The organism is Celeribacter halophilus, from assembly GCF_018860305.1.
In the GTDB taxonomy this organism is placed as follows: Bacteria; Pseudomonadota; Alphaproteobacteria; order Rhodobacterales; family Rhodobacteraceae; genus Celeribacter; species Celeribacter halophilus_A.
Genome location: NZ_JAHKPE010000040.1, coordinates 217,451 through 234,837 on the forward strand (window position 1 = coordinate 217,451; position 17,387 = coordinate 234,837).

Consider the following 17,387-nt stretch of genomic DNA (forward strand, 5'->3'; position numbering starts at 1 on the left):
CCGGCACAAAGGAAACGCAAAAGGGCGCCGCAGCGGGCGCCCTTTTCCATGTCCGGCTTCAAGGGTTCAGCGCACGAAACCCATGATCTCGAAGGTCTTGTTCAGAATCGGCCGGGCGATCTCGTTGGCCTTGTCCGCGCCTTTGGCGAGAATCCGGTCGATTTCCGCCGGATCATCCATGAGGCGTTTCATCTCGGTGGAGATCGGCGCGAGATGTTCGACGGCCAGTTCTGCCAGTGCCGGTTTGAATTTGCCCCAGCCCTGACCGCCATATTCGGCGAGCACCTCTTCGCCGGTCATATTGGCAAGAGCGGCATAGATGTTGACGAGATTGCGGGCTTCGGGACGGTTGGCGAGGCCTTCCATCTCTTCGGGCAGCACTTCGGGGTCGGTGCGCGACTTTTTGAACTTCTTGGAGATGGTGTCCGCGTCATCGGTCATGTTGATGCGTTCCATGTCGGATTCACCCGACTTGGACATTTTCTTCGTGCCGTCACGCAAGTTCATCACTCGCATGGCAGGGCCTTCGATCACGGGTTCGCAGGCCGGAAAGAAGTCGACCTTGTAGTCGTGGTTGAATTTGGCGGCGATGTCGCGGGTCAACTCGACATGTTGCTTCTGATCCTCGCCCACGGGGACATGGGTGGCGTGATAAAGAAGGATGTCGGCGGCCATCAGGGACGGGTAGGCGTAGAGGCCGAGAGAGACCTTTTCGGCATTCTTGCCGGCCTTGTCCTTGAATTGCGTCATGCGGTTCATCCAGCCGACGCGGGCGACACAGTTGAACAACCAGCCCAGTTCGGCATGTGCAGAGACGCGCGACTGGTTGAACAGGACCGAGCTTTCGGGATCAATGCCGGAGGCGAGGAAGCCGGCGGTGACTTCGCGTGTGGCCTGACGGAGTTCATCGGGATCTTGCCAGACGGTGATCGCGTGCATATCGGCCACGCAATAGATGGTTTCGAACTCACCGCCCTGCATATCCACGAAGCGTTTGATCGCGCCGAGATAGTTGCCGAGAGTGAGCCCACCCGAAGGTTTGATCCCCGAGAAGACGCGGGGTGTAAAGGTAGGCTTGTCCATCTGGAACTCCGTCACTGGATTATTAGGTGTTGGTGGCTTACCTATGCGAGGCGAAAGCGTCAAGGAAAGGCCCCTCAATGTCTGAAGACCCCGATTATTCCCGCCCCGAAAGCCCGTTCAATGCGCTGCCGCCTATGGTGGTTGCGATTGCCTTGGTGCTGGGCGGGGTCGAACTGGTGCTGCAACTGGGGTCACTGGGCCTGATCGGCGGGCAGGAGGCCGTGGGCTGGCGGATCGCCGCGATGGAAGATTACGGATTTTTCGACACAATATTCGAGGCGATGCGCGCGCAAGGTGTCTGGCCGCTTGAGCATGTGCGCCGGTTCTTCACCTATGCGTTCGTGCATTACTCGATCACCCATGCGCTTATGGTGCTGGTGTTCATCCTTGCTCTGGGCAAGATGGTGGGCGAGACCTTTGGCAATATCGCGGTGCTGGTGATCTTTGTGGTCTCGACACTGGCGGGATCGCTCGGTTTTGCACTGGTGCTCAATTCCGCCACCCCGCTTCTGGGCGCATATCCGGCGGCTTACGGATTTATCGGAGCCTATACGTTCATTCTCTGGCTCGGTCTCGGGCAGTTGCATGAAAACCGGCTGCGTGCCTTTACGCTCATCGGCTTTCTGATGGGGCTGCAACTGGTTTACGGGCTGTTGTTTGGCGGCTCTGCGGATTGGATTGCGGACCTGTCGGGTTTTGTGGCCGGATTTGTCGTGGCCGGACTTCTGGTGCCGGGGGCGATCGGGCGGATTGTCATGCGTTTGCGGCGGCGGTGAGACAGGCCGCGCGGCGGCGTCAAGCGGGCGGCGGTTGCTGCCCATGGTTTATCGGCTGCGGCGCATCGAGCCTTTCAATTCGGCCATCCGCACGGCTCCGATCAGATGTGCAATGGTGAAATAGCCGACGATCCCGATGGCGACGAGCAAGAGCGTGCCCAAGCCCCGTGATAGTGCAAAGACGGGAGACAGGGCGCTCTCACAGCCCCAGAGCAATGCGCCCATCAGCAGGGATGCGATCAGGATGCGCGGTGCGCGGCGGAGAAGGCGCGCATCTGTGCGCACGTCTTCGCCCATCGCCTTTTTCCCGAACCATAAAAGCGCGACCATGCCCCATGCCGCGACGGTCGTTGCGAAAGCGGCGGCCAGATAGCCGATGAAAAAGGACAGGCCGACTGCGACCAGAGCATTGATGATCATGGCGTAAATGGCAAAGCGGAACGGGGTTTTCGTGTCTTCACGTGCGAAATAGAGCGGTTGCAGAACTTTTTGCATCACGAAGGCCGGAAGCCCCAAACCATAGATCATTACTGCCAGCGCGGTTTTTTGTGTGTCCTCGGGCGTGAAGGCGCCGCGTTGGAACAGGAAGGAAATCAACTGCTCCGGAATGACCACAAGCGCCACGGCGGCGGGCACGGTCAGCAAGAGCGCGAATTCGCAGGCGCGGTTGTAGGCATCGCGCGCGCCTTGCCCGTCACCGGCCTGAAGGCGGCGGGACAGATCAGGCAACAGCACGATGCCGATGGCGATGGCGACCACGCCCAAGGGCAGTTGATACAGACGGTCGGCAAGGTTCAGATATTGCAGCGCACCTTCTTGCGAAAACGAGGCCACCTGACGTCCGACGAGCAGGTTGATCTGGACGACACCTCCTGCCAGCGCGGCCGGACCGGCGAGGATCAGGAGGCTTTTGATCTCGGGCGTCAGACGCGGCAGGTGTGGGCGCAGGTTGAAACCGGCCTTCGCCGCAGCGATCCAGACCACGGCAAGCTGGGCAATCCCTGCAAGGGGAACGGCCCAGATCAGCGCACGTTCGACCGGCAGGCCGAGCTTGGCCGCACCAATCATCGCAACCGAGAGCACGACATTCAAAAGCACAGGCGCGGCGGCGGCGGCGGCAAAACGTCCGGTGGCGTTCAAAATGCCGGAGAACAATGCGCCCAAGGAAATGAACAACACATAGGGAAAGGCGATACGTCCGAACCCGACGGCGAGATCAAACCGCTCGTCCCCGATGAGACCCGCCGCCATGATGGTCACCAGCGCGGGCATGAACAGCGTAGCCAGAAGCGTCAGCGCGATCAGCGCCGTGGCCAGCACCGAAAGCGTATCCTCGGCAAAGCGTTTGGCGTCACCGCCAGCTTCGACTTTTTTGGAGAACATCGGCACAAAGGCCACGTTCAACGTGCCTTCTGCGAAGAAACGTCGAAACATGTTGGGCAGGGAAAAGGCGACCGCAAAGGCTTCGGCAACGGGCCCTGCGCCGAAAAACGCCGCGATCAGCGCGTCACGGACAAAGCCCAGAACGCGGCTCATCAGGGTCCAGCCGCCCACCGTGACAAAGCCTTTGACAAGGCGGACAGGTTTCATTGCGCTTGCGCTCGTTTCGCGCCCGCCACGATGGAGGCACGCAGTTTCTTCTCAAGCGCGCGTTGCTTGCTCTCGGAATGGATTTTCATGCCGAACATATCTTTGACGTAGAAGGAGTCGACAACCTGCGCCCCGTAGGTTGCGATCTGGGCGGAGACGATGGAGATGTTGTTCTCCGCCAGCACCCGCGTGAGATCATACAAAAGGCCGGGGCGGTCGCGGGTGTCCACTTCGATGATGGTGAAAATCTCCGAGCCCTCGTTGTCGAAAATGATCGAGGTCGGGACGTTGAACTTGCTTTCGCGTTTCTTGATTTTGTCGCGGGTTTCCAGCGCGTCTTTGGCGGCGACCTTGCCGCGCAGGATTTTGTCGATCATCTGGCGCAAACGCGGGAGGCGGCCTTCCTCGAACGGGTTGCCGTCATTGTCCTGAATCCAGAACACGGCGGTGGCAAACCCGTCTTTGGAGGTGAATGTGCGGGCATCCACCACATTGGCTCCCACAAGTGCCAGTGCGCCTGCGAGGCGCGAGAAAATCCCGTGGTGGTCGGTCAGTGCGAAACAGGCGCGTGTGGCGTCGCGATCTTCGTCCTGATGCAGGTCGATGCGGATTTCGTCCGGCTGGATGTCCTTGAGCAGATGCGCGAAAATCTCGTGCGTGGCAAAGGGCAGGCCCTGCCAATAGGTGCTGTAGTGGCGTTGCAACTCGCGGCGCTTGTCGGCGGAGTTCCAGTCCTTGAGACGGGCGCGGAGCTCTTTTTTCGCCTCACCCTCGCGGGCGTCGCGGTTGACCTCTTCCAGGCCGTGTTCGAGCGCATAGGCGGTCTGGGCGTGCAGGTTACGGATCAGCGTCGCTTTCCAGTTGTTCCAGACATCGGGCCCGACGCCGCGAATGTCGCAGACGGTCAGAACCGTCAGGAGATCAAGCCGCTCGCGGGTCTTTACCGCTTTGGCAAAGTCGCGCACGGTGCGCGGGTCGGAAATGTCGCGTTTCTGGGCAATGTCCGACATCAACAGGTGATAGCGCACCAGCCATTCCACCGTCTCGCATTCCGAAGGCTTCAGGCCAAGGCGCGGCGCGACACGACGCGCGATCTGGGCGCCGATCACGGAGTGGTCCTCGACGCGCCCCTTGCCGATGTCATGCAAAAGCAGCGCGACATAAAGCACCTTCCGGTTGACGCCGGTCTTCATGATGCTGGTGGCCAGCGGCAGAGGGTCTTCCAGTTCTTCCCGCTCTATTTGCGCGAGGTTGGAGATCACCTGAATCGTATGCTCGTCGACCGTGTAGCTGTGATACATATTGAACTGCATCATCGCCACGATGTGTTGAAACTCCGGAATAAACGCCCCAAGCACGCCCAACTCGTTCATCCGGCGCAGCGCACGTTCGGGGTTGCCGTGTTTGAGCAAGAGGTCGAGGAAAATCCGCCGTGCTTCCGGCGCGTTGCGCATCTCGTTGTCGATCATGTCGAGATTGGCCGAGATCAGCCGCATCACATCGGGATGCAGCAGATAACCGGTGCGCAGAGCGTCCTCGAACACGCGCAACAGGTTCAGCTTGTCGGAGAGAAACGCTTTGCGGTCGCGGGTGTTGAGGCGGTTGTGAACGATCTCGTATTGATCGCCCACCTTGCGGCGGCGTTTTAGCAGACGTTGCAGCGCGGGTTCCTGTTTGACGTGTCGGGCCTCTAGCGAGGTCAGGAAAATCCGAGTCAATTCGCCCACGCGGGTGGCGTGCAGGAAGTAGTTCTGCATGAAATGCTCGACCCCGCGTCGTCCCGAATGGTCGAAATATCCCAACCGGTCCGCCACCTCGACCTGCATGTCAAAGGTCAACTGGTCCATCGGTCGTCCGGCAATCAGATGGAGCGCATTGCGTGTGGCATGGAGGAAGGTCTCCGCCTCGTCAAACTGGCGGTATTCGTCTTGGGTAAAGACACCGGCTTTGACAAGATCAGAAGGATGGCTGACCCCGTGCACATATTTCGCGATCCAGAACAGCGTGTGCAGATCGCGCAGACCGCCTTTGCCTTCTTTGATGTTGGGTTCGACAACATAACGCTGCCCGCCCTGTTTGCGGTGTCGTGCGGCACGTTCTTCGAGTTTGGCCTCGATAAATTCGCGCGCGGTGTTTTGGAACAGTTCGTCGCGCAGTCTTTCCTGCAATTCCGTGGCCAGCGCGCGGTTGCCGCTCAGGAACCGGATTTCCAGCATGGCGGTGCGGATGGTGAAATCCTCTTTGCCCAGCCGGATGCAGTCGCGGATCGTGCGGGTGGAATGGCCCACCTTCAGGTGCAGATCCCAGAACATGTAGAGCATGCTCTCGACCACGCTTTCGATCCAGCCGTTGATCTTGTGCGGAGCGAGAAACAGCAGGTCGACATCGGAATAGGGCGACATTTCCCCGCGCCCGTATCCGCCCACCGCCAGAACGGCAATCCGTTCGCCCTCTGTCGGGTTGGGATTGGGGTGCAGCTTTGTCATCGCGGTGAACAGCACTGTCGTCACAATGCAATCCGTGAGCCACGCATAGGCCCGCAGCGCCGGTCGGGCATTGCGGGGTGCGTCGGTCATGGCGCTTGCGATGGCGGCGCGGCCCTGCTTTTGCGCGTCGTTCAGGACGGCAACCGTAGCCTTTCTGATCTCCGCAGGAGAGGCCGCCTGTGACCATGCCTCCTCCAGTGCCGAGGCAACGGAGGAGACGTCAAAGATGGCATCTTGTGCGCAGATGAATGTGCCCGAAGGCGCAGGAAGAAAGGCGGAAAGGGCCGGAAGGTCAGTATCCGGCGCCGCGGAAGGCTCTTGGGGCAGGGTCAATCTCGATTACCTGATTGTTCTGAATGGTCGCGATGGAGAGGCCGCGTTGGTTGGTTCCGTCAGGCAGAAGGCGGAAGATACCGTTGACGCCGACAAAGCCGGAGCCACGGGTCAGACCTTGTGCCGTCAGGGCGTTCTGGTTTCCGGCTTTCACCAAGGCCCCGATGGCCGCGATGCCATCATAGGCCAGCCCTGCAAGCGCATGGGGCGCCTGACCGTATTTGGCGGAATAATGCGCGGAGAAATTGCTTGTGAGCTGTTGGTCGGGAATGGCGAACCAGCTGTCTTGAAGCCCCGGAAGGCTCATCGCGGAGGCTGGCACGTTCCAGCGTTGCAGCCCGATATATTGCGGCGAGGGCGATTTGAGGCCGTTTTCGGGCAACATCTGTGCCAGAAGCGGCATGGCGCCGTCGTTGCCGGAGGTGAAGAAAATCGCATCGGCGTTGGAGTTGCGCGCGGCTGTGGCAATCGGGCGGATGGCCTGAATGACGCCTTGCTGGCTCAACTCGAAACTCTGCGTGGCCGCGAGTGTGGCCCCTTGGCGGTTGATCGCGGTTTTGATCGCCGCAGCGCCTGCGTTTTCTGCGGGGCTGTCGCCATTCACGACCATGATCCGGCCTTTGCCATTGGCGCGGGCATAGGCCACCAGCCGGTCTGCTGTGTTCTGGAAGGTCGGCCCGAGGATAAAGACGTTGCCGCCTGCCACATCGGGGTTGTTGGAGAAGGACAGCACATTGATGCCGGCATTGGCCGCCGGAATACCCGCGAGTTTTGCGGCGCCGCCATAGACCGGCCCGAGGATGATCTTGGCTCCGTCTTTCACCGCCTGACTTGCTGCGGCGGAGGCACGTTCGGCTTGGCCCCCTGTCGGATAGACGCGCAGGTCAATGGTTGCACCATCGAGATCCGCCATGGCAAGACGCGCGGCGTTCTCAAGCGATTGCGCCATCGCGACATCGCCGGTCTGTTGCGATTCGTATGGCACCAATAGGGCGACAGGAACAGGTTGGGATGTGTTGATCGTCGGACCGCCGCCAACAGGAAGGGCGCCGGGATCACATGCGGCGAGGGAAAAAAGGGACAGACCGAGCACAAATCGGGTGAGTGACTTGCGGGCGGCACGAAGAACAGCGAACATAGGTAAACCTCACTCCTGACGGCAATGGCGCAACACAGACGGTCACGCAAACTTGCGGGCAGACTATGCGAGACGCTTCAAAGAGTAAACGCTGCAAAGATCAGAGATCACATTGACATATCAAACCAAGCCGCTTTCTGCCGGGCTTCATTTTCTCGCCACCCCCATCGGCAATGCCCGCGACATCACCTTGCGGGCTCTCGATATTCTTGCCTCGGCGGATGTGCTGGCCGCAGAAGACACGCGCTCCCTGCGCAAATTGATGGATATTCACGGTGTGCCGCTCAACGGCCGGCACATTTACCCCTATCACGACCACAATGGTGGTCAGATGCGCCCGCGCCTGATTGAGCTCATGGAGGAGGGTAAATCGGTCGCCTACGCATCGGAAGCCGGCACGCCTCTGGTCGCCGATCCGGGGTTTGCCCTGTGCCGTGAGGCGCTCTCGCGTGATATTCCGGTCACCTCGGCCCCCGGTCCCTCCGCGATGATTGCGGCCCTGACCATCTCCGGCCTGCCGTCTGACCGGTTCCTCTTTGCCGGTTTCCCCCCATCCTCCCAAGGCGCGCGGCTCAAGTTTTTCAGCTCGTTTGCGAGCGTGCCTGCGACGCTGGGCTTTTATGAAAGCCCGAAACGCGTTCACCGAACATTAGGAGAATTGTGCGATACCTTGGGAGAAACCCGTCAGGCGGCTCTGTGTCGGGAGTTGACGAAACGTTTCGAGGAGGTGCGGAAAGGAACGCTGAGAGAGCTGGAAGAAAGCCTGCGTGATGCGCCGGTCAAAGGCGAGATCGTGCTTTTGATTGATCGGGCGGAGCGCGCTGAGGTTTCCGAAGCGGATCTGGAGACGGCTCTGGCGGAGGCTTTAGAGGCAATGACGGTCAAAGACGCGGCGGCAGACGTGGCTGCCCGTTATGGATTGAAGAAGCGGGACGTGTATCAGATGGCCTTGGCCATGAAGGAGGGCTGATACGCCCGAATGTGTGAGAAAGGCGTAAGATGCCGCCAGATTTTGTGTCGGATACGGATGTCGCTCTACGCAAGGAGCGTGGGCGGAAAGCCTATGATTTCGGATTGAGTGCGGAGGCTGCTGTTGCGCGTCTGTATCAATCGCGAGGGTTTGACTTGCTCGAAGAGCGGTGGCGGGGTCGCGCTGGCGAGATTGATCTGATTTTCCGGCAGGGCGAGGAAATCGTCTTTGTCGAAGTGAAGGCCTCAAAATCTTTCGCCAAAGCTGCGACGCATCTGGGTGCGAAGCAAAGGGTGCGGCTTTGTGCTAGTGCCGAAGACTATATCGGTCGTCTGCCCAAGGGGTTGTTGACCCCTATGCGGATTGATCTGGCCTTGGTTGACGGGGTCGGACAGGTTGAAATCCTTGAAAATGCGCTCATGCTATAGAGGCAAGCGGGTGCTTGTGCCTTCATGCACAAGACATTCCCATTGAATGCGCCGCAGGGCTGGTCCATCTAAGAGGAAACCAGTTTCGGGAGATGAGCCTTTTGTCTAACCTAGCCTCGACCAACACACCCTTGAAAGTCGCAATCCAGATGGACCCTATCGGTCCGATTGATATCAATGGCGACAGCACGTTCCGGATCATGGAAGAGGCGCAAAAGCGCGGCCATGAGCTTTTTTATTACACGCCGGAGCACTTGGCCTATCAGGAAGGCCGCGTCACTGCACGCGGATGGCCGGTTGAGGTGCGTCGCGTCGAAGGGGATCATTACAGTCTGGGCGAAATGACCGAGGTCGATCTTTCGGACTACGATGTGGTCTGGCTGCGTCAGGATCCGCCTTTCGATATGGGATATATCACCACCACACATTTGCTGGATATGATCACGCCCGGCACTTTGGTGGTGAATGATCCGTTCTGGGTGCGTAACTATCCCGAGAAACTTCTGGTCCTGACCTTTCCGGACCTGACGCCGCCTACGGCCATTGCCCGCGATCTCGAGACCATTCGGGCGTTCAAAGCCAAGCATGGCGATATCATTCTCAAGCCTCTTTACGGCAATGGCGGTGCGGGGGTCTTCCGGCTCGATCCGAATGACCGGAACCTGTCCTCCTTGCACGAATTGTTCACCGGCATGTCCCGTGAGCCGATGATCGTGCAGAAATTTCTGCCCGATGTGTCCAATGGCGACAAACGGGTGATTTTGGTCGACGGGGAACCTGTGGGTGCGATCAACCGCGTGCCGCAAGCGGGAGAGACCCGCTCAAACATGCATGTCGGGGGGCGCCCCGAAAAAATCGGCCTGTCGGCGCGGGATTTGGAAATCTGTGCGCGGATCGGGCCGCTTTTGAAAGAAAAGGGACAGGTTTTTGTCGGTATTGATGTGATCGGCGACTACCTGACCGAGATCAATGTGACCTCGCCCACGGGCATTCAGGAGCTTGAACGTTTTGACGGGACCAACACGGCCGAGTTGATCTGGAAAGCAATCGAGGCCAAACGCGCATGAGTCTCAGGATGCGGCTTCTTGCCGGGGCGCTGAGCCCCGTCGTGCGGGCTGCGTTTACCCATGCGCAAAACCCTGTGCCTTTGCGGGAGGGGGTTGATTGGGCGGCGAAATTGAGCCTGCCGGTTCAGCTTTCCGCCGAGGTCACCCATGATGCTCTGGGGCTGCCGGGCATGTGGATTTGCCCGCCCGAATGTGACGAGAGCAAGGTGATCCTGTTCTTTCACGGGGGCGGTTATATCGCCGGAAGCCCGCAGACACACAAACGGCTGGCTTCGCGCTTGGCGCAGCTGGCCCACCGTCCGGTTTACCTGCCGGCCTACAGGCTTGCACCGGAACATCCTTTGCCCGCAGCTTTCGAAGATGCTCTGGCGGTGTGGGAGGCGCTCATCACTGCGGGGTATCGCCCGAAAGATATCAGCATTGGGGGCGACAGTGCCGGAGGTGGTCTGGGTTTGACGCTTTTGGCGGAACTGTGCCAGAGAGGGACGCCACCTGCGGGGGCCTTCGGGTGGTCGCCCTTCACCGATCTGACGCTTTCCAGCCCCTCTTTCGAGACCAATGCGGAGCGTGACCATTTCTTTCCGCCAGAACGCGCGCGCGACCTGACGGCGATGATCTTGGGAGAAAGTTCTCCGACGGACCCGCATGTCTCGCCGATTTTCGCGCAATTTCCAAACTGCCCGCCGGTGCTTTTGCAGGCGTCGGATTGCGAGATTTTGCGCGATGATTCCGTGCGTCTGGCAGAGCATCTGCGCGCACAGGGAGCCGAGGTTGCCCTTAGCCTCACCAAAGATGCGCCCCATGTCTGGCAGATGTTCGACGGGTTTTTCCCGGAGGCGCGTCAGGCGATTGCAGAGACGGCAGAGTTTCTGCGCGCTCTCAATTGAGCACGCCGGAGACCACGCGATAGCTCAAAGCCTCCGCCAGATGCGGGCGGCGGATGTGCTCTTCACCGGCCAGATCGGCGATGGTGCGGGCGACGCGCAATACTCGATGATAGCCGCGCGCCGAAAGTCCGAGCCTTTCGGCCGCTTTGGTCAAAATCTCGCGCCCCTCGGCATCGGGAGCGGCGACATCTTCGAGCATTTTTCCTTCGATCTGGGCATTGGTGCGAAACCCGCTTCCTTCATAACGTTCGCTCTGAAGCGCACGGGCTTGGGCAACGCGGGCAGCGACCGTGGCGGAACTGTCGCCGGATTGTGGTTGATCAAGGTCCTGAAACTGGACGGGTGGCATTTCAATGCGCAAATCGAAACGATCCATCAAAGGTCCGGAGATGCGGCCAAGATAGTCCTCGCCACAGAGCGGAACCTTCGCACAGGCCCGCGCCGGATCGGGCAGGTAGCCGCATTTGCAAGGGTTCGCCGCCGCCACCAACATGAACCGCGCCGGATAACGCATATGCGCATTGGCGCGGGCGACCATGACTTCGCCGGTTTCGATGGGCTGTCGCAGCGTTTCCAACACGGGGCGCGGAAACTCGGGAAGCTCGTCGAGGAAGAGCACACCGTTGTGCGACAGGGAGATTTCGCCAGGCTGCGCGCCACGCCCGCCGCCAACGATTGCGGCCATAGAAGCGGTGTGATGCGGTTCGCGAAACGGGCGCGCACGGGAAATGCCGCCTTCGTCCAGAAGACCGGCAAGGGAATGGATGATCGAGGTCTCCAGCGCCTCTTGTGCCGACAGAGGCGGCAGGATCGTGGGCAGGCGGGCGGCGAGCATGGATTTGCCGGAGCCGGGCGTGCCGACCATGAACAGGTGATGCCCGCCCGCTGCGGTGATCTCCAGTGCGCGTTTGGCCTTTTCCTGCCCTTTTACATCGTGCAGGTCTTTCTGATGGGCGGGCAGGGAGATTTCTCCCGGATGTGCTTCGTGTAGCGGGCGGTCGCCGGTGAAGTGACGCAAAAGCTGTGCGAGGTTTTTTGCGCCATAGACCGGCGTGGCGCCGACCCATGCGGCTTCTGATCCGCAGGCTTCGGGACAGGCCAGAACGCAGTCCTGTTCGGCGGCCTTGAGAGCGGCAGGCAGAGCGCCGTTGACCGGCACGAGCGACCCGTCGAGCGCCAGTTCGCCCAGTGACAGGGTTTCTGCGGCCTTGCTTTCGGGGATCAATCCTGTCGCGGCAAGGATCGCCAGTGCGATGGGGAGGTCGAAATGCGACCCGATTTTCGGCAGGTTGGCGGGCGAAAGGTTGATCACCAACTTCTTGGACGGCAGAGCGATCTGCATGGCGGCCAGTGCGGCGCGGACCCGCTCGCGGGCTTCCGAAACGGCTTTGTCCGGCAGTCCGACGATGGTGAAACTCGGCAATCCGGGGGCAATGGCACATTGAACCTCAACCGTGCGGGCTTCGATGCCTTCGAAGGCGACGGAAAAGGTCCGTGCGACCATGTGACGGGACTCCGGTGTCTGAATAGCCAATGTCCTTCGGTCTAGCGCAGACGTGGTTAGGAAATGGTTAACGCCACATGGGTTTGCGCATCTTGGATGCGTCTAAACGTGTTCCGGCCACGCTGTGATTGGTAAATCCAATGCATAGGGCACAGGATCAAAACGGACATTTAGCCCGTCTTTGCGCCAGCGTTTGAAGGCGGGGTCAGAGAGATGTGCGGAGACATAAGCGTCCAGACGTTGTGATACGGGCAAGTTATATCCTGCGATTCGGGCGGCGACAGGGGCGTAAAAGGCATCGGCTGCGCAGTAGTCGCCAAAGAGCCAATCGCTATCGCCGGAAAACCTTTCGAACGCATGGGCAACTAGGGTTTCCAACCGATTCAGATCCCCCTGTACAGCATCTGAAACTTGAAAGTTCCGGTATTGGTGCAGGAGTTGCATCGGGCAGGCCGCACGCAGAGCATTGAAGCCGGAGTGCATTCCGGCCACCAGCCAGCGGGCGTAGATGCGGGCTTGCGGATCAATCGGCCAAAGCCCGGCATCAGGGTGACGTTCCGCCAATGTTTCAGCCAGAGCGATGCTTTCGCCGATAATCCATCCTTCAGCCGAGCGCACAGTAGGCACCAACTGGGCGGGAGCGAGAGATGCAAGGTCGTCTTGCATTGTTCCGTTGTAGAGGCCGACCATGATTTCTGTGTAGGGGATATCGAATTTTTCGAATAGGAGCCAGCCGCGGAGCGACCAACTTGAAAAGCTTTTGTCGCCGATGAAAAGATCGTAAGACATAGGAACCCCCTAATTGTTTTATATACTGTAGTGCAGGGAGGTCGGATCACAAAAATGTATATTTGTTTTGTTTGGTATCAATATTTGTGATTGATTTGCGTGCAGGACCAAGGCCCCGAAATCCCCTCCGGACAGTCGATCCGAGTGCATGATAAAGGGTCGATCCGGTGGGCGAAGGCTTCATAGGCTGTGCAGGACAGCGCCTTTTGTAGCAACGCGAGGATCACGCCCATATGGGCCACGATCACGGTTTCACCAGACAGGGCACCCACGCCAGCGTGAACCCGCGCCGAGAAACTGTTCCAGCTTTCGCCGCCGGGGGGGGCTGTGTCGCCGGGGGTTTCAAAGACCTGCCGTGCGAGATCGCCATCGCGGGCTTCGATCTCCGACCAACTGAGCATTTCCCACGCGCCGAAATGGGTTTCTCGCAAGCGGTGATCATGGGGCAGGCGCGGGCGGTGCGCCTGTATGGCATTGGCGGTTTCGACCGCGCGGCTGAGATCGGAGGAGACCACAGGGACATCGGGCAATGCGGCTTCAAGGCGTGAAATGGCTTGCTGGTCGGAGAGGTCGGCAGGGAGGTCCGTCCAGCCGACAAAGGTTTTCGCATGGGTCGGGCCATGCCGGATCAACCACAGGTGGCTCATGAGAGCCCTGCCGGAAGATTGCCTTTGAGCGCAAAGGGAAGGCCGGCCATGACGCCGATCACCGTGTCGGCTTGGGCGGCGAGGCGTCGGTTCAGGTCGCCTTGAGAGATGCGAAACCGGCGGGCAAGCGCGTTTTCGGGGACAACGCCGAGACCCGTTTCGTTTGAGACGATCACCACCTCTGCGGGGCTCGACTTGATCGCGTCGAGCAGGGCGTCTGTTTCACGAGACAGGTCGTGATCCGCCAGAAGGTGGTTGGTGAGCCACATCGTTGCGCAGTCGAAAAGAAGAATCTCACCGGCTTTCCGGTCCAAAATGACACGGGCGGCCTCCAGAGGCTCTTCAATTGTGCACCAGTCAGCCCCGCGTTTTGTGCGATGTTGCGCAGCCTTTGTGCGCATTTCCTGATCGAGACACTCCGCGCTGGCAAGGTAAACCTTCTGCAACATTCTGTTTACACATAGTTTTTCGGCTATGTCCGACTTGCCGGAAGATGCCCCCCCAAGCACGACTGTCATATTCGCGCACATGAACGTGAAACCTATTTCTGATCTGAAGCGTTAGTCTTTTCGTAACAGGAGTAGCCACAGCCCGCAAATGACTGTCACGGACGTGATCTATGGATGCGTTGTGAAGTTAGGGCCGGAGCCAAGAACTCTCAGGAGGTGATATTATGGCACTCGATATGACTGCATCTGACAATGCACTGCCTCGGCGGGCGATGAAAGCGGAAATGCTTGATCTGGAGACGGAACAGGCGCTGGCACGGGCGTGGCGGGATCACGGTGACGAGGCGGCGCTGCACCGTCTTGTGACCGCCTATATGCGCTTGGCAATTTCCATGGCGGCCAAGTTCAAACGCTATGGCGCGCCGATGAGCGATCTTATTCAGGAGGCGGGGCTGGGCCTTATGAAAGCCGCCGAAAAATTCGATCCGGATCGTGGGGTGCGCTTTTCGACCTATGCTGTGTGGTGGATCAAGGCCTCCATTCAGGACTATGTGATGCGCAACTGGTCACTGGTGCGCACGGGGTCGACCTCGGCGCAGAAATCCCTGTTCTTCAACATGCGCCGTGTGCAGGCCCGCCTTGAGCGTGAAGCCTCCGCGCAAGGTGAAGCGCTGGATCATGATCAGCTTTTGCAGATGATCGCGATGGATCTGGGTGTGCCGCTGCGGGATGTCGAAGTGATGGACGGGCGTCTTTCCGGTTCGGACTTTTCGCTCAATGCCCAGCAATCCGGTGAGGATGAAGGGCGTGAATGGATCGACACGCTGGCCGATGAGGGTGCAACCACGGCGGAGATGGTGGGCGAAGCCCATGATCAGGCACAGCTCAAAACATGGATTTTCGAAGCGATGGATCATCTGAGCGAGCGGGAGCGGTTTATCGTGAAGTCGCGCAAGCTCACGGACGAGCCGCGCACGCTGGAGAGCCTTGGTGACGAGTTGTCGCTGTCGAAAGAACGGGTGCGGCAACTCGAAGCCGCCGCTTTGCAAAAAATGCGGATATCTCTTGAAACCAACGGCGGGGATGTGCAGCAGTTCTTTGCATGAACTACAGCTTTGCACTTGCGGCCCTTCTGGCCGCTGGCCCCGCTTTTTCGGACCAGATTACGCCGGATGCGTTTGCCACGCTGCCACCGGCAGATGTGGTTATTCTGGGGGAAACCCATGACAACCCGATCCAGCACGCGCATCAGGCCCGTGCGGTAGAGACGCTTGCTCCTGCCGCGCTGGTGTTCGAGATGCTGACACCGGAGCAGGCGGCGAAGGTGACGCCGGATTTGCGCACGGATGCGGCGGCTTTGGCCGAGGTGTTGGACTGGGACAACTCTGGCTGGCCGGATTTCTCGATGTATGCGCCGATTTTTGCGGCTAGCACGGCGCCGGTCTATGGCGCGGCTCTCTCGCGTGACGAGGTGCGGCGCGCGTTCTCCGAGGGGGCGGCGGATGTGTTTGGCGCTGAGGCGGATCGCTATGGCTTGACCACACCACTGCCTGAAGAGATGCAAGAAGACCGCGCACAGATGCAGTTCGAAGCGCATTGCGAAGCCATGCCGCTTGAGATGATGGCGGGGATGGTCGAGGCACAAAGGCTGCGCGATGCGGCCTTTTCAAGAGTGGCGTTGCAAGCCCTGGAGGAAACCGGTGGCCCTGTCGTCGTCATCGCGGGCAATGGCCATGCCCGCAGCGATTGGGGGATGCCCGCAGTGCTCGCACAGGCCGCACCTGATGTGACGGTTCTCTCTGTCGGCCAGTTGGAAGCCCCGCCCGATGAGGTCCCGCCCTATGATGTCTGGCTTGTGACCGATGCCGCAGAGCGCGGCGATCCCTGTGCGGGTTTTGCCAAAGCGGCCACGGACTGATCCGGCCATTGTTTCGCCCTGCGCCTTGGCTTAAACCGATCCTTGTGGACAGGCGCGAGAGCCAGGGAGAGCGGACATGCTGAACGGAAAATCCATTCTGCTGATTATCGGAGGCGGCATCGCGGCGTTCAAATCGCTCGATCTGATCCGTCGGCTGCGTGAAGAGGGTGTGCGTGTCGTGCCGGTCCTGACCAAAGCCGCCGAAGAATTCGTGACGCCTTTGTCTGTGTCGGCCCTGTCCGCCGAGAAAGTGTATCGTGACCTCTTCAATCTGACGGATGAGGCGGAGATGGGGCACATCGAACTGTCCCGCGCCGCTGATCTGGTCGTTGTGTCCCCTGCCACCGCCGATCTTCTGGGCAAGATGGCGGGCGGGCTGGCCAATGATCTAGCATCCACCTTGTTGATGGCCACTGATACACCGGTCCTTGTTGCGCCCGCGATGAATGTCAGAATGTGGCAACACCCCGCCTGTCAGCGCAATGTGGCGACTCTCAAAAAAGATGGCGTGCTTTTCGTCGGCCCCGATGAGGGCAGTATGGCTTGCGGCGAGTTCGGGCCGGGGCGTTTGGCCGAAACGCCTGATATCATTGCCGCCATCCGCCGCGCACTCACCGACGGGCCTTTGAAGGGCAAGCATATCGTGGTCACATCCGGCCCGACACACGAGCCGATTGATCCCGTGCGCTATATTGCCAATCGGTCGTCCGGTGCGCAGGGGACTGCGATTGCCGTGGCCCTGCGGGATCTGGGTGCGGATGTGAGCTTTGTCACCGGTCCGGCCGATGTGCCCGCCCCCTCCGGTGTGCGGGTGATCTCTGTGCAAACCGCCCGCGAAATGCAAGCCGCTGTCGAGAAGGCTTTGCCCGCTGATGTGGCTGTCTTTGCCGCCGCTGTGGCCGATTGGCGCGTGGCCTCGCAAAGCGGGTCGAAGATCAAGAAACAACAAGGCAAGCTGCCGGTGCTGGAATTTTCTGAAAACCCCGACATTCTGGCAGGGGTGAGCCAGATGTCAGAGGGGCGTCCGCGTCTTGTCGTTGGGTTTGCAGCGGAGACGGATGACGTGATCGCCCATGCCACGGCAAAGCGTGCGCGTAAGGGTTGCGACTGGATTGTGGCCAATGATGTGTCTCCGAGCACCGGAATCATGGGCGGCACAGAGAATGCTGTGACCTTGATTTCAGAACGCGGCGCGGAGGAGTGGCCGCGCATGGGCAAAGATGAAGTGGCACAACAGTTGGCGCACCGGATCGTGGATTATCTGGCGAAGAAATGAGTATTTGGGCCATCAGAAAGCCCCGCTTTGACAAGAATATGGAAGA

16 protein-coding genes are annotated in these 17,387 nt (G+C 59.7%); 8 read left to right on the plus strand and 8 right to left on the minus strand.

Going from position 1 to position 17,387, the window contains the following annotated elements; genetic code table 11:
- Positions 1-66: 66 nt before the first annotated feature.
- The gene (trpS, locus tag KO492_RS18175; RefSeq protein ID WP_216046259.1) at positions 67-1,083 is read right to left on the minus strand and encodes a tryptophan--tRNA ligase; all 1,017 of its coding nucleotides are present in this window, start codon (positions 1,081-1,083) and stop codon (positions 67-69) included.
- A gap of 77 nt (positions 1,084-1,160) precedes the next feature.
- Between trpS and KO492_RS18180 the strand changes: the two genes are divergently transcribed.
- Positions 1,161-1,859, plus strand: coding sequence for a rhomboid family intramembrane serine protease (locus KO492_RS18180; protein WP_066606834.1), 699 nt, complete (start codon positions 1,161-1,163; stop codon positions 1,857-1,859).
- A 48-nt stretch (positions 1,860-1,907) separates the two neighbouring features.
- Here the strand turns inward: KO492_RS18180 and murJ are convergent, their stop codons facing one another.
- The 3 genes from murJ to KO492_RS18195 are packed head-to-tail and all read right to left on the minus strand — an operon-like array spanning position 1,908 to position 7,406.
- Complete coding sequence (murJ, locus tag KO492_RS18185; protein WP_216046260.1) at positions 1,908-3,449, minus strand: murein biosynthesis integral membrane protein MurJ; 1,542 nt, start codon at positions 3,447-3,449, stop codon at positions 1,908-1,910.
- Positions 3,446-6,268, minus strand: a complete 2,823-nt coding sequence (locus KO492_RS18190; RefSeq protein WP_216046261.1) for a [protein-PII] uridylyltransferase — start codon at positions 6,266-6,268, stop codon at positions 3,446-3,448. Before KO492_RS18190 ends, murJ begins: the two co-directional genes overlap by 4 nt.
- Positions 6,228-7,406 carry a penicillin-binding protein activator gene (locus tag KO492_RS18195; RefSeq protein WP_216046262.1) on the minus strand — a complete coding sequence of 393 codons (1,179 nt, stop codon included), beginning with the start codon at positions 7,404-7,406 and terminating at the stop codon, positions 6,228-6,230. Before KO492_RS18195 ends, KO492_RS18190 begins: the two co-directional genes overlap by 41 nt.
- A 112-nt stretch (positions 7,407-7,518) precedes the next feature.
- Here KO492_RS18195 and rsmI point away from each other — a divergent pair, with 112 nt between their 5' ends.
- From rsmI to KO492_RS18215, 4 genes are all read left to right on the plus strand, one after another.
- The gene (gene rsmI, locus KO492_RS18200) at positions 7,519-8,376 is read left to right on the plus strand and encodes a 16S rRNA (cytidine(1402)-2'-O)-methyltransferase (RefSeq protein ID WP_216046263.1); all 858 of its coding nucleotides are present in this window, start codon (positions 7,519-7,521) and stop codon (positions 8,374-8,376) included.
- 29 nt (positions 8,377-8,405) lie between these two features.
- On the plus strand, positions 8,406-8,804 hold the full coding sequence (locus KO492_RS18205; protein WP_216046264.1) for a YraN family protein: 399 nt from the start codon (positions 8,406-8,408) through the stop codon (positions 8,802-8,804).
- A 131-nt stretch (positions 8,805-8,935) separates the two neighbouring features.
- A complete protein-coding gene (gene gshB, locus KO492_RS18210) occupies positions 8,936-9,871 on the plus strand; it encodes a glutathione synthase (protein WP_216046335.1) in 936 nt (311 codons plus the stop codon).
- A gap of 8 nt (positions 9,872-9,879) precedes the next feature.
- Positions 9,880-10,758 carry an alpha/beta hydrolase fold domain-containing protein gene (locus tag KO492_RS18215; protein ID WP_216046265.1) on the plus strand — a complete coding sequence of 293 codons (879 nt, stop codon included), beginning with the start codon at positions 9,880-9,882 and terminating at the stop codon, positions 10,756-10,758.
- On the opposite strand, the gene KO492_RS18220 is transcribed toward KO492_RS18215, so the two are convergent.
- From KO492_RS18220 to cobU, 4 genes are all read right to left on the minus strand, one after another.
- A complete protein-coding gene (locus KO492_RS18220; protein WP_216046266.1) occupies positions 10,751-12,262 on the minus strand; it encodes a YifB family Mg chelatase-like AAA ATPase in 1,512 nt (503 codons plus the stop codon). The genes KO492_RS18215 and KO492_RS18220 overlap by 8 nt on opposite strands.
- A gap of 102 nt (positions 12,263-12,364) precedes the next feature.
- Positions 12,365-13,051 carry a glutathione S-transferase gene (locus tag KO492_RS18225; RefSeq protein WP_216046267.1) on the minus strand — a complete coding sequence of 229 codons (687 nt, stop codon included), beginning with the start codon at positions 13,049-13,051 and terminating at the stop codon, positions 12,365-12,367.
- A 77-nt stretch (positions 13,052-13,128) separates the two neighbouring features.
- The gene (locus KO492_RS18230; protein WP_216046268.1) at positions 13,129-13,698 is read right to left on the minus strand and encodes a histidine phosphatase family protein; all 570 of its coding nucleotides are present in this window, start codon (positions 13,696-13,698) and stop codon (positions 13,129-13,131) included.
- A complete protein-coding gene (cobU, locus tag KO492_RS18235) occupies positions 13,695-14,228 on the minus strand; it encodes a bifunctional adenosylcobinamide kinase/adenosylcobinamide-phosphate guanylyltransferase (RefSeq protein ID WP_216046269.1) in 534 nt (177 codons plus the stop codon). The genes KO492_RS18230 and cobU overlap by 4 nt, the downstream gene beginning before the upstream one ends.
- A 143-nt stretch (positions 14,229-14,371) precedes the next feature.
- On the opposite strand from cobU, the gene KO492_RS18240 reads away from it, so the two are divergent.
- The 3 genes from KO492_RS18240 to coaBC all read left to right on the plus strand — a co-directional run bounded on the left by KO492_RS18240 (position 14,372) and on the right by coaBC (position 17,341).
- Positions 14,372-15,253, plus strand: a complete 882-nt coding sequence (locus KO492_RS18240; RefSeq protein WP_216046270.1) for an RNA polymerase factor sigma-32 — start codon at positions 14,372-14,374, stop codon at positions 15,251-15,253.
- On the plus strand, positions 15,250-16,065 hold the full coding sequence (locus KO492_RS18245) for a ChaN family lipoprotein (RefSeq protein WP_216046271.1): 816 nt from the start codon (positions 15,250-15,252) through the stop codon (positions 16,063-16,065). The genes KO492_RS18240 and KO492_RS18245 overlap by 4 nt, the downstream gene beginning before the upstream one ends.
- Positions 16,066-16,141: 76 nt before the next feature.
- Positions 16,142-17,341, plus strand: coding sequence for a bifunctional phosphopantothenoylcysteine decarboxylase/phosphopantothenate--cysteine ligase CoaBC (coaBC, locus tag KO492_RS18250; RefSeq protein ID WP_216046272.1), 1,200 nt, complete (start codon positions 16,142-16,144; stop codon positions 17,339-17,341).
- Positions 17,342-17,387: the final 46 nt, after the last annotated feature.

Bases quoted from the DNA above. Each gene is read 5' to 3' on its own strand.
- trpS (WP_216046259.1), bottom strand. From the start codon at position 1,083: ATGGACAAGCCTACCTTTACACCCCGCGTCTTCTCGGGGATCAAACCT.
- KO492_RS18180 (WP_066606834.1), top strand. From the start codon at position 1,161: ATGTCTGAAGACCCCGATTATTCCCGCCCCGAAAGCCCGTTCAATGCG.
- murJ (WP_216046260.1), bottom strand. From the start codon at position 3,449: ATGAAACCTGTCCGCCTTGTCAAAGGCTTTGTCACGGTGGGCGGCTGG.
- KO492_RS18195 (WP_216046262.1), bottom strand. From the start codon at position 7,406: ATGTTCGCTGTTCTTCGTGCCGCCCGCAAGTCACTCACCCGATTTGTG.
- KO492_RS18205 (WP_216046264.1), top strand. From the start codon at position 8,406: ATGCCGCCAGATTTTGTGTCGGATACGGATGTCGCTCTACGCAAGGAG.
- KO492_RS18215 (WP_216046265.1), top strand. From the start codon at position 9,880: ATGCGGCTTCTTGCCGGGGCGCTGAGCCCCGTCGTGCGGGCTGCGTTT.
- KO492_RS18220 (WP_216046266.1), bottom strand. From the start codon at position 12,262: ATGGTCGCACGGACCTTTTCCGTCGCCTTCGAAGGCATCGAAGCCCGC.
- KO492_RS18225 (WP_216046267.1), bottom strand. From the start codon at position 13,051: ATGTCTTACGATCTTTTCATCGGCGACAAAAGCTTTTCAAGTTGGTCG.
- KO492_RS18230 (WP_216046268.1), bottom strand. From the start codon at position 13,698: ATGAGCCACCTGTGGTTGATCCGGCATGGCCCGACCCATGCGAAAACC.
- cobU (WP_216046269.1), bottom strand. From the start codon at position 14,228: ATGTGCGCGAATATGACAGTCGTGCTTGGGGGGGCATCTTCCGGCAAG.
- KO492_RS18240 (WP_216046270.1), top strand. From the start codon at position 14,372: ATGGCACTCGATATGACTGCATCTGACAATGCACTGCCTCGGCGGGCG.
- KO492_RS18245 (WP_216046271.1), top strand. From the start codon at position 15,250: ATGAACTACAGCTTTGCACTTGCGGCCCTTCTGGCCGCTGGCCCCGCT.
- coaBC (WP_216046272.1), top strand. From the start codon at position 16,142: ATGCTGAACGGAAAATCCATTCTGCTGATTATCGGAGGCGGCATCGCG.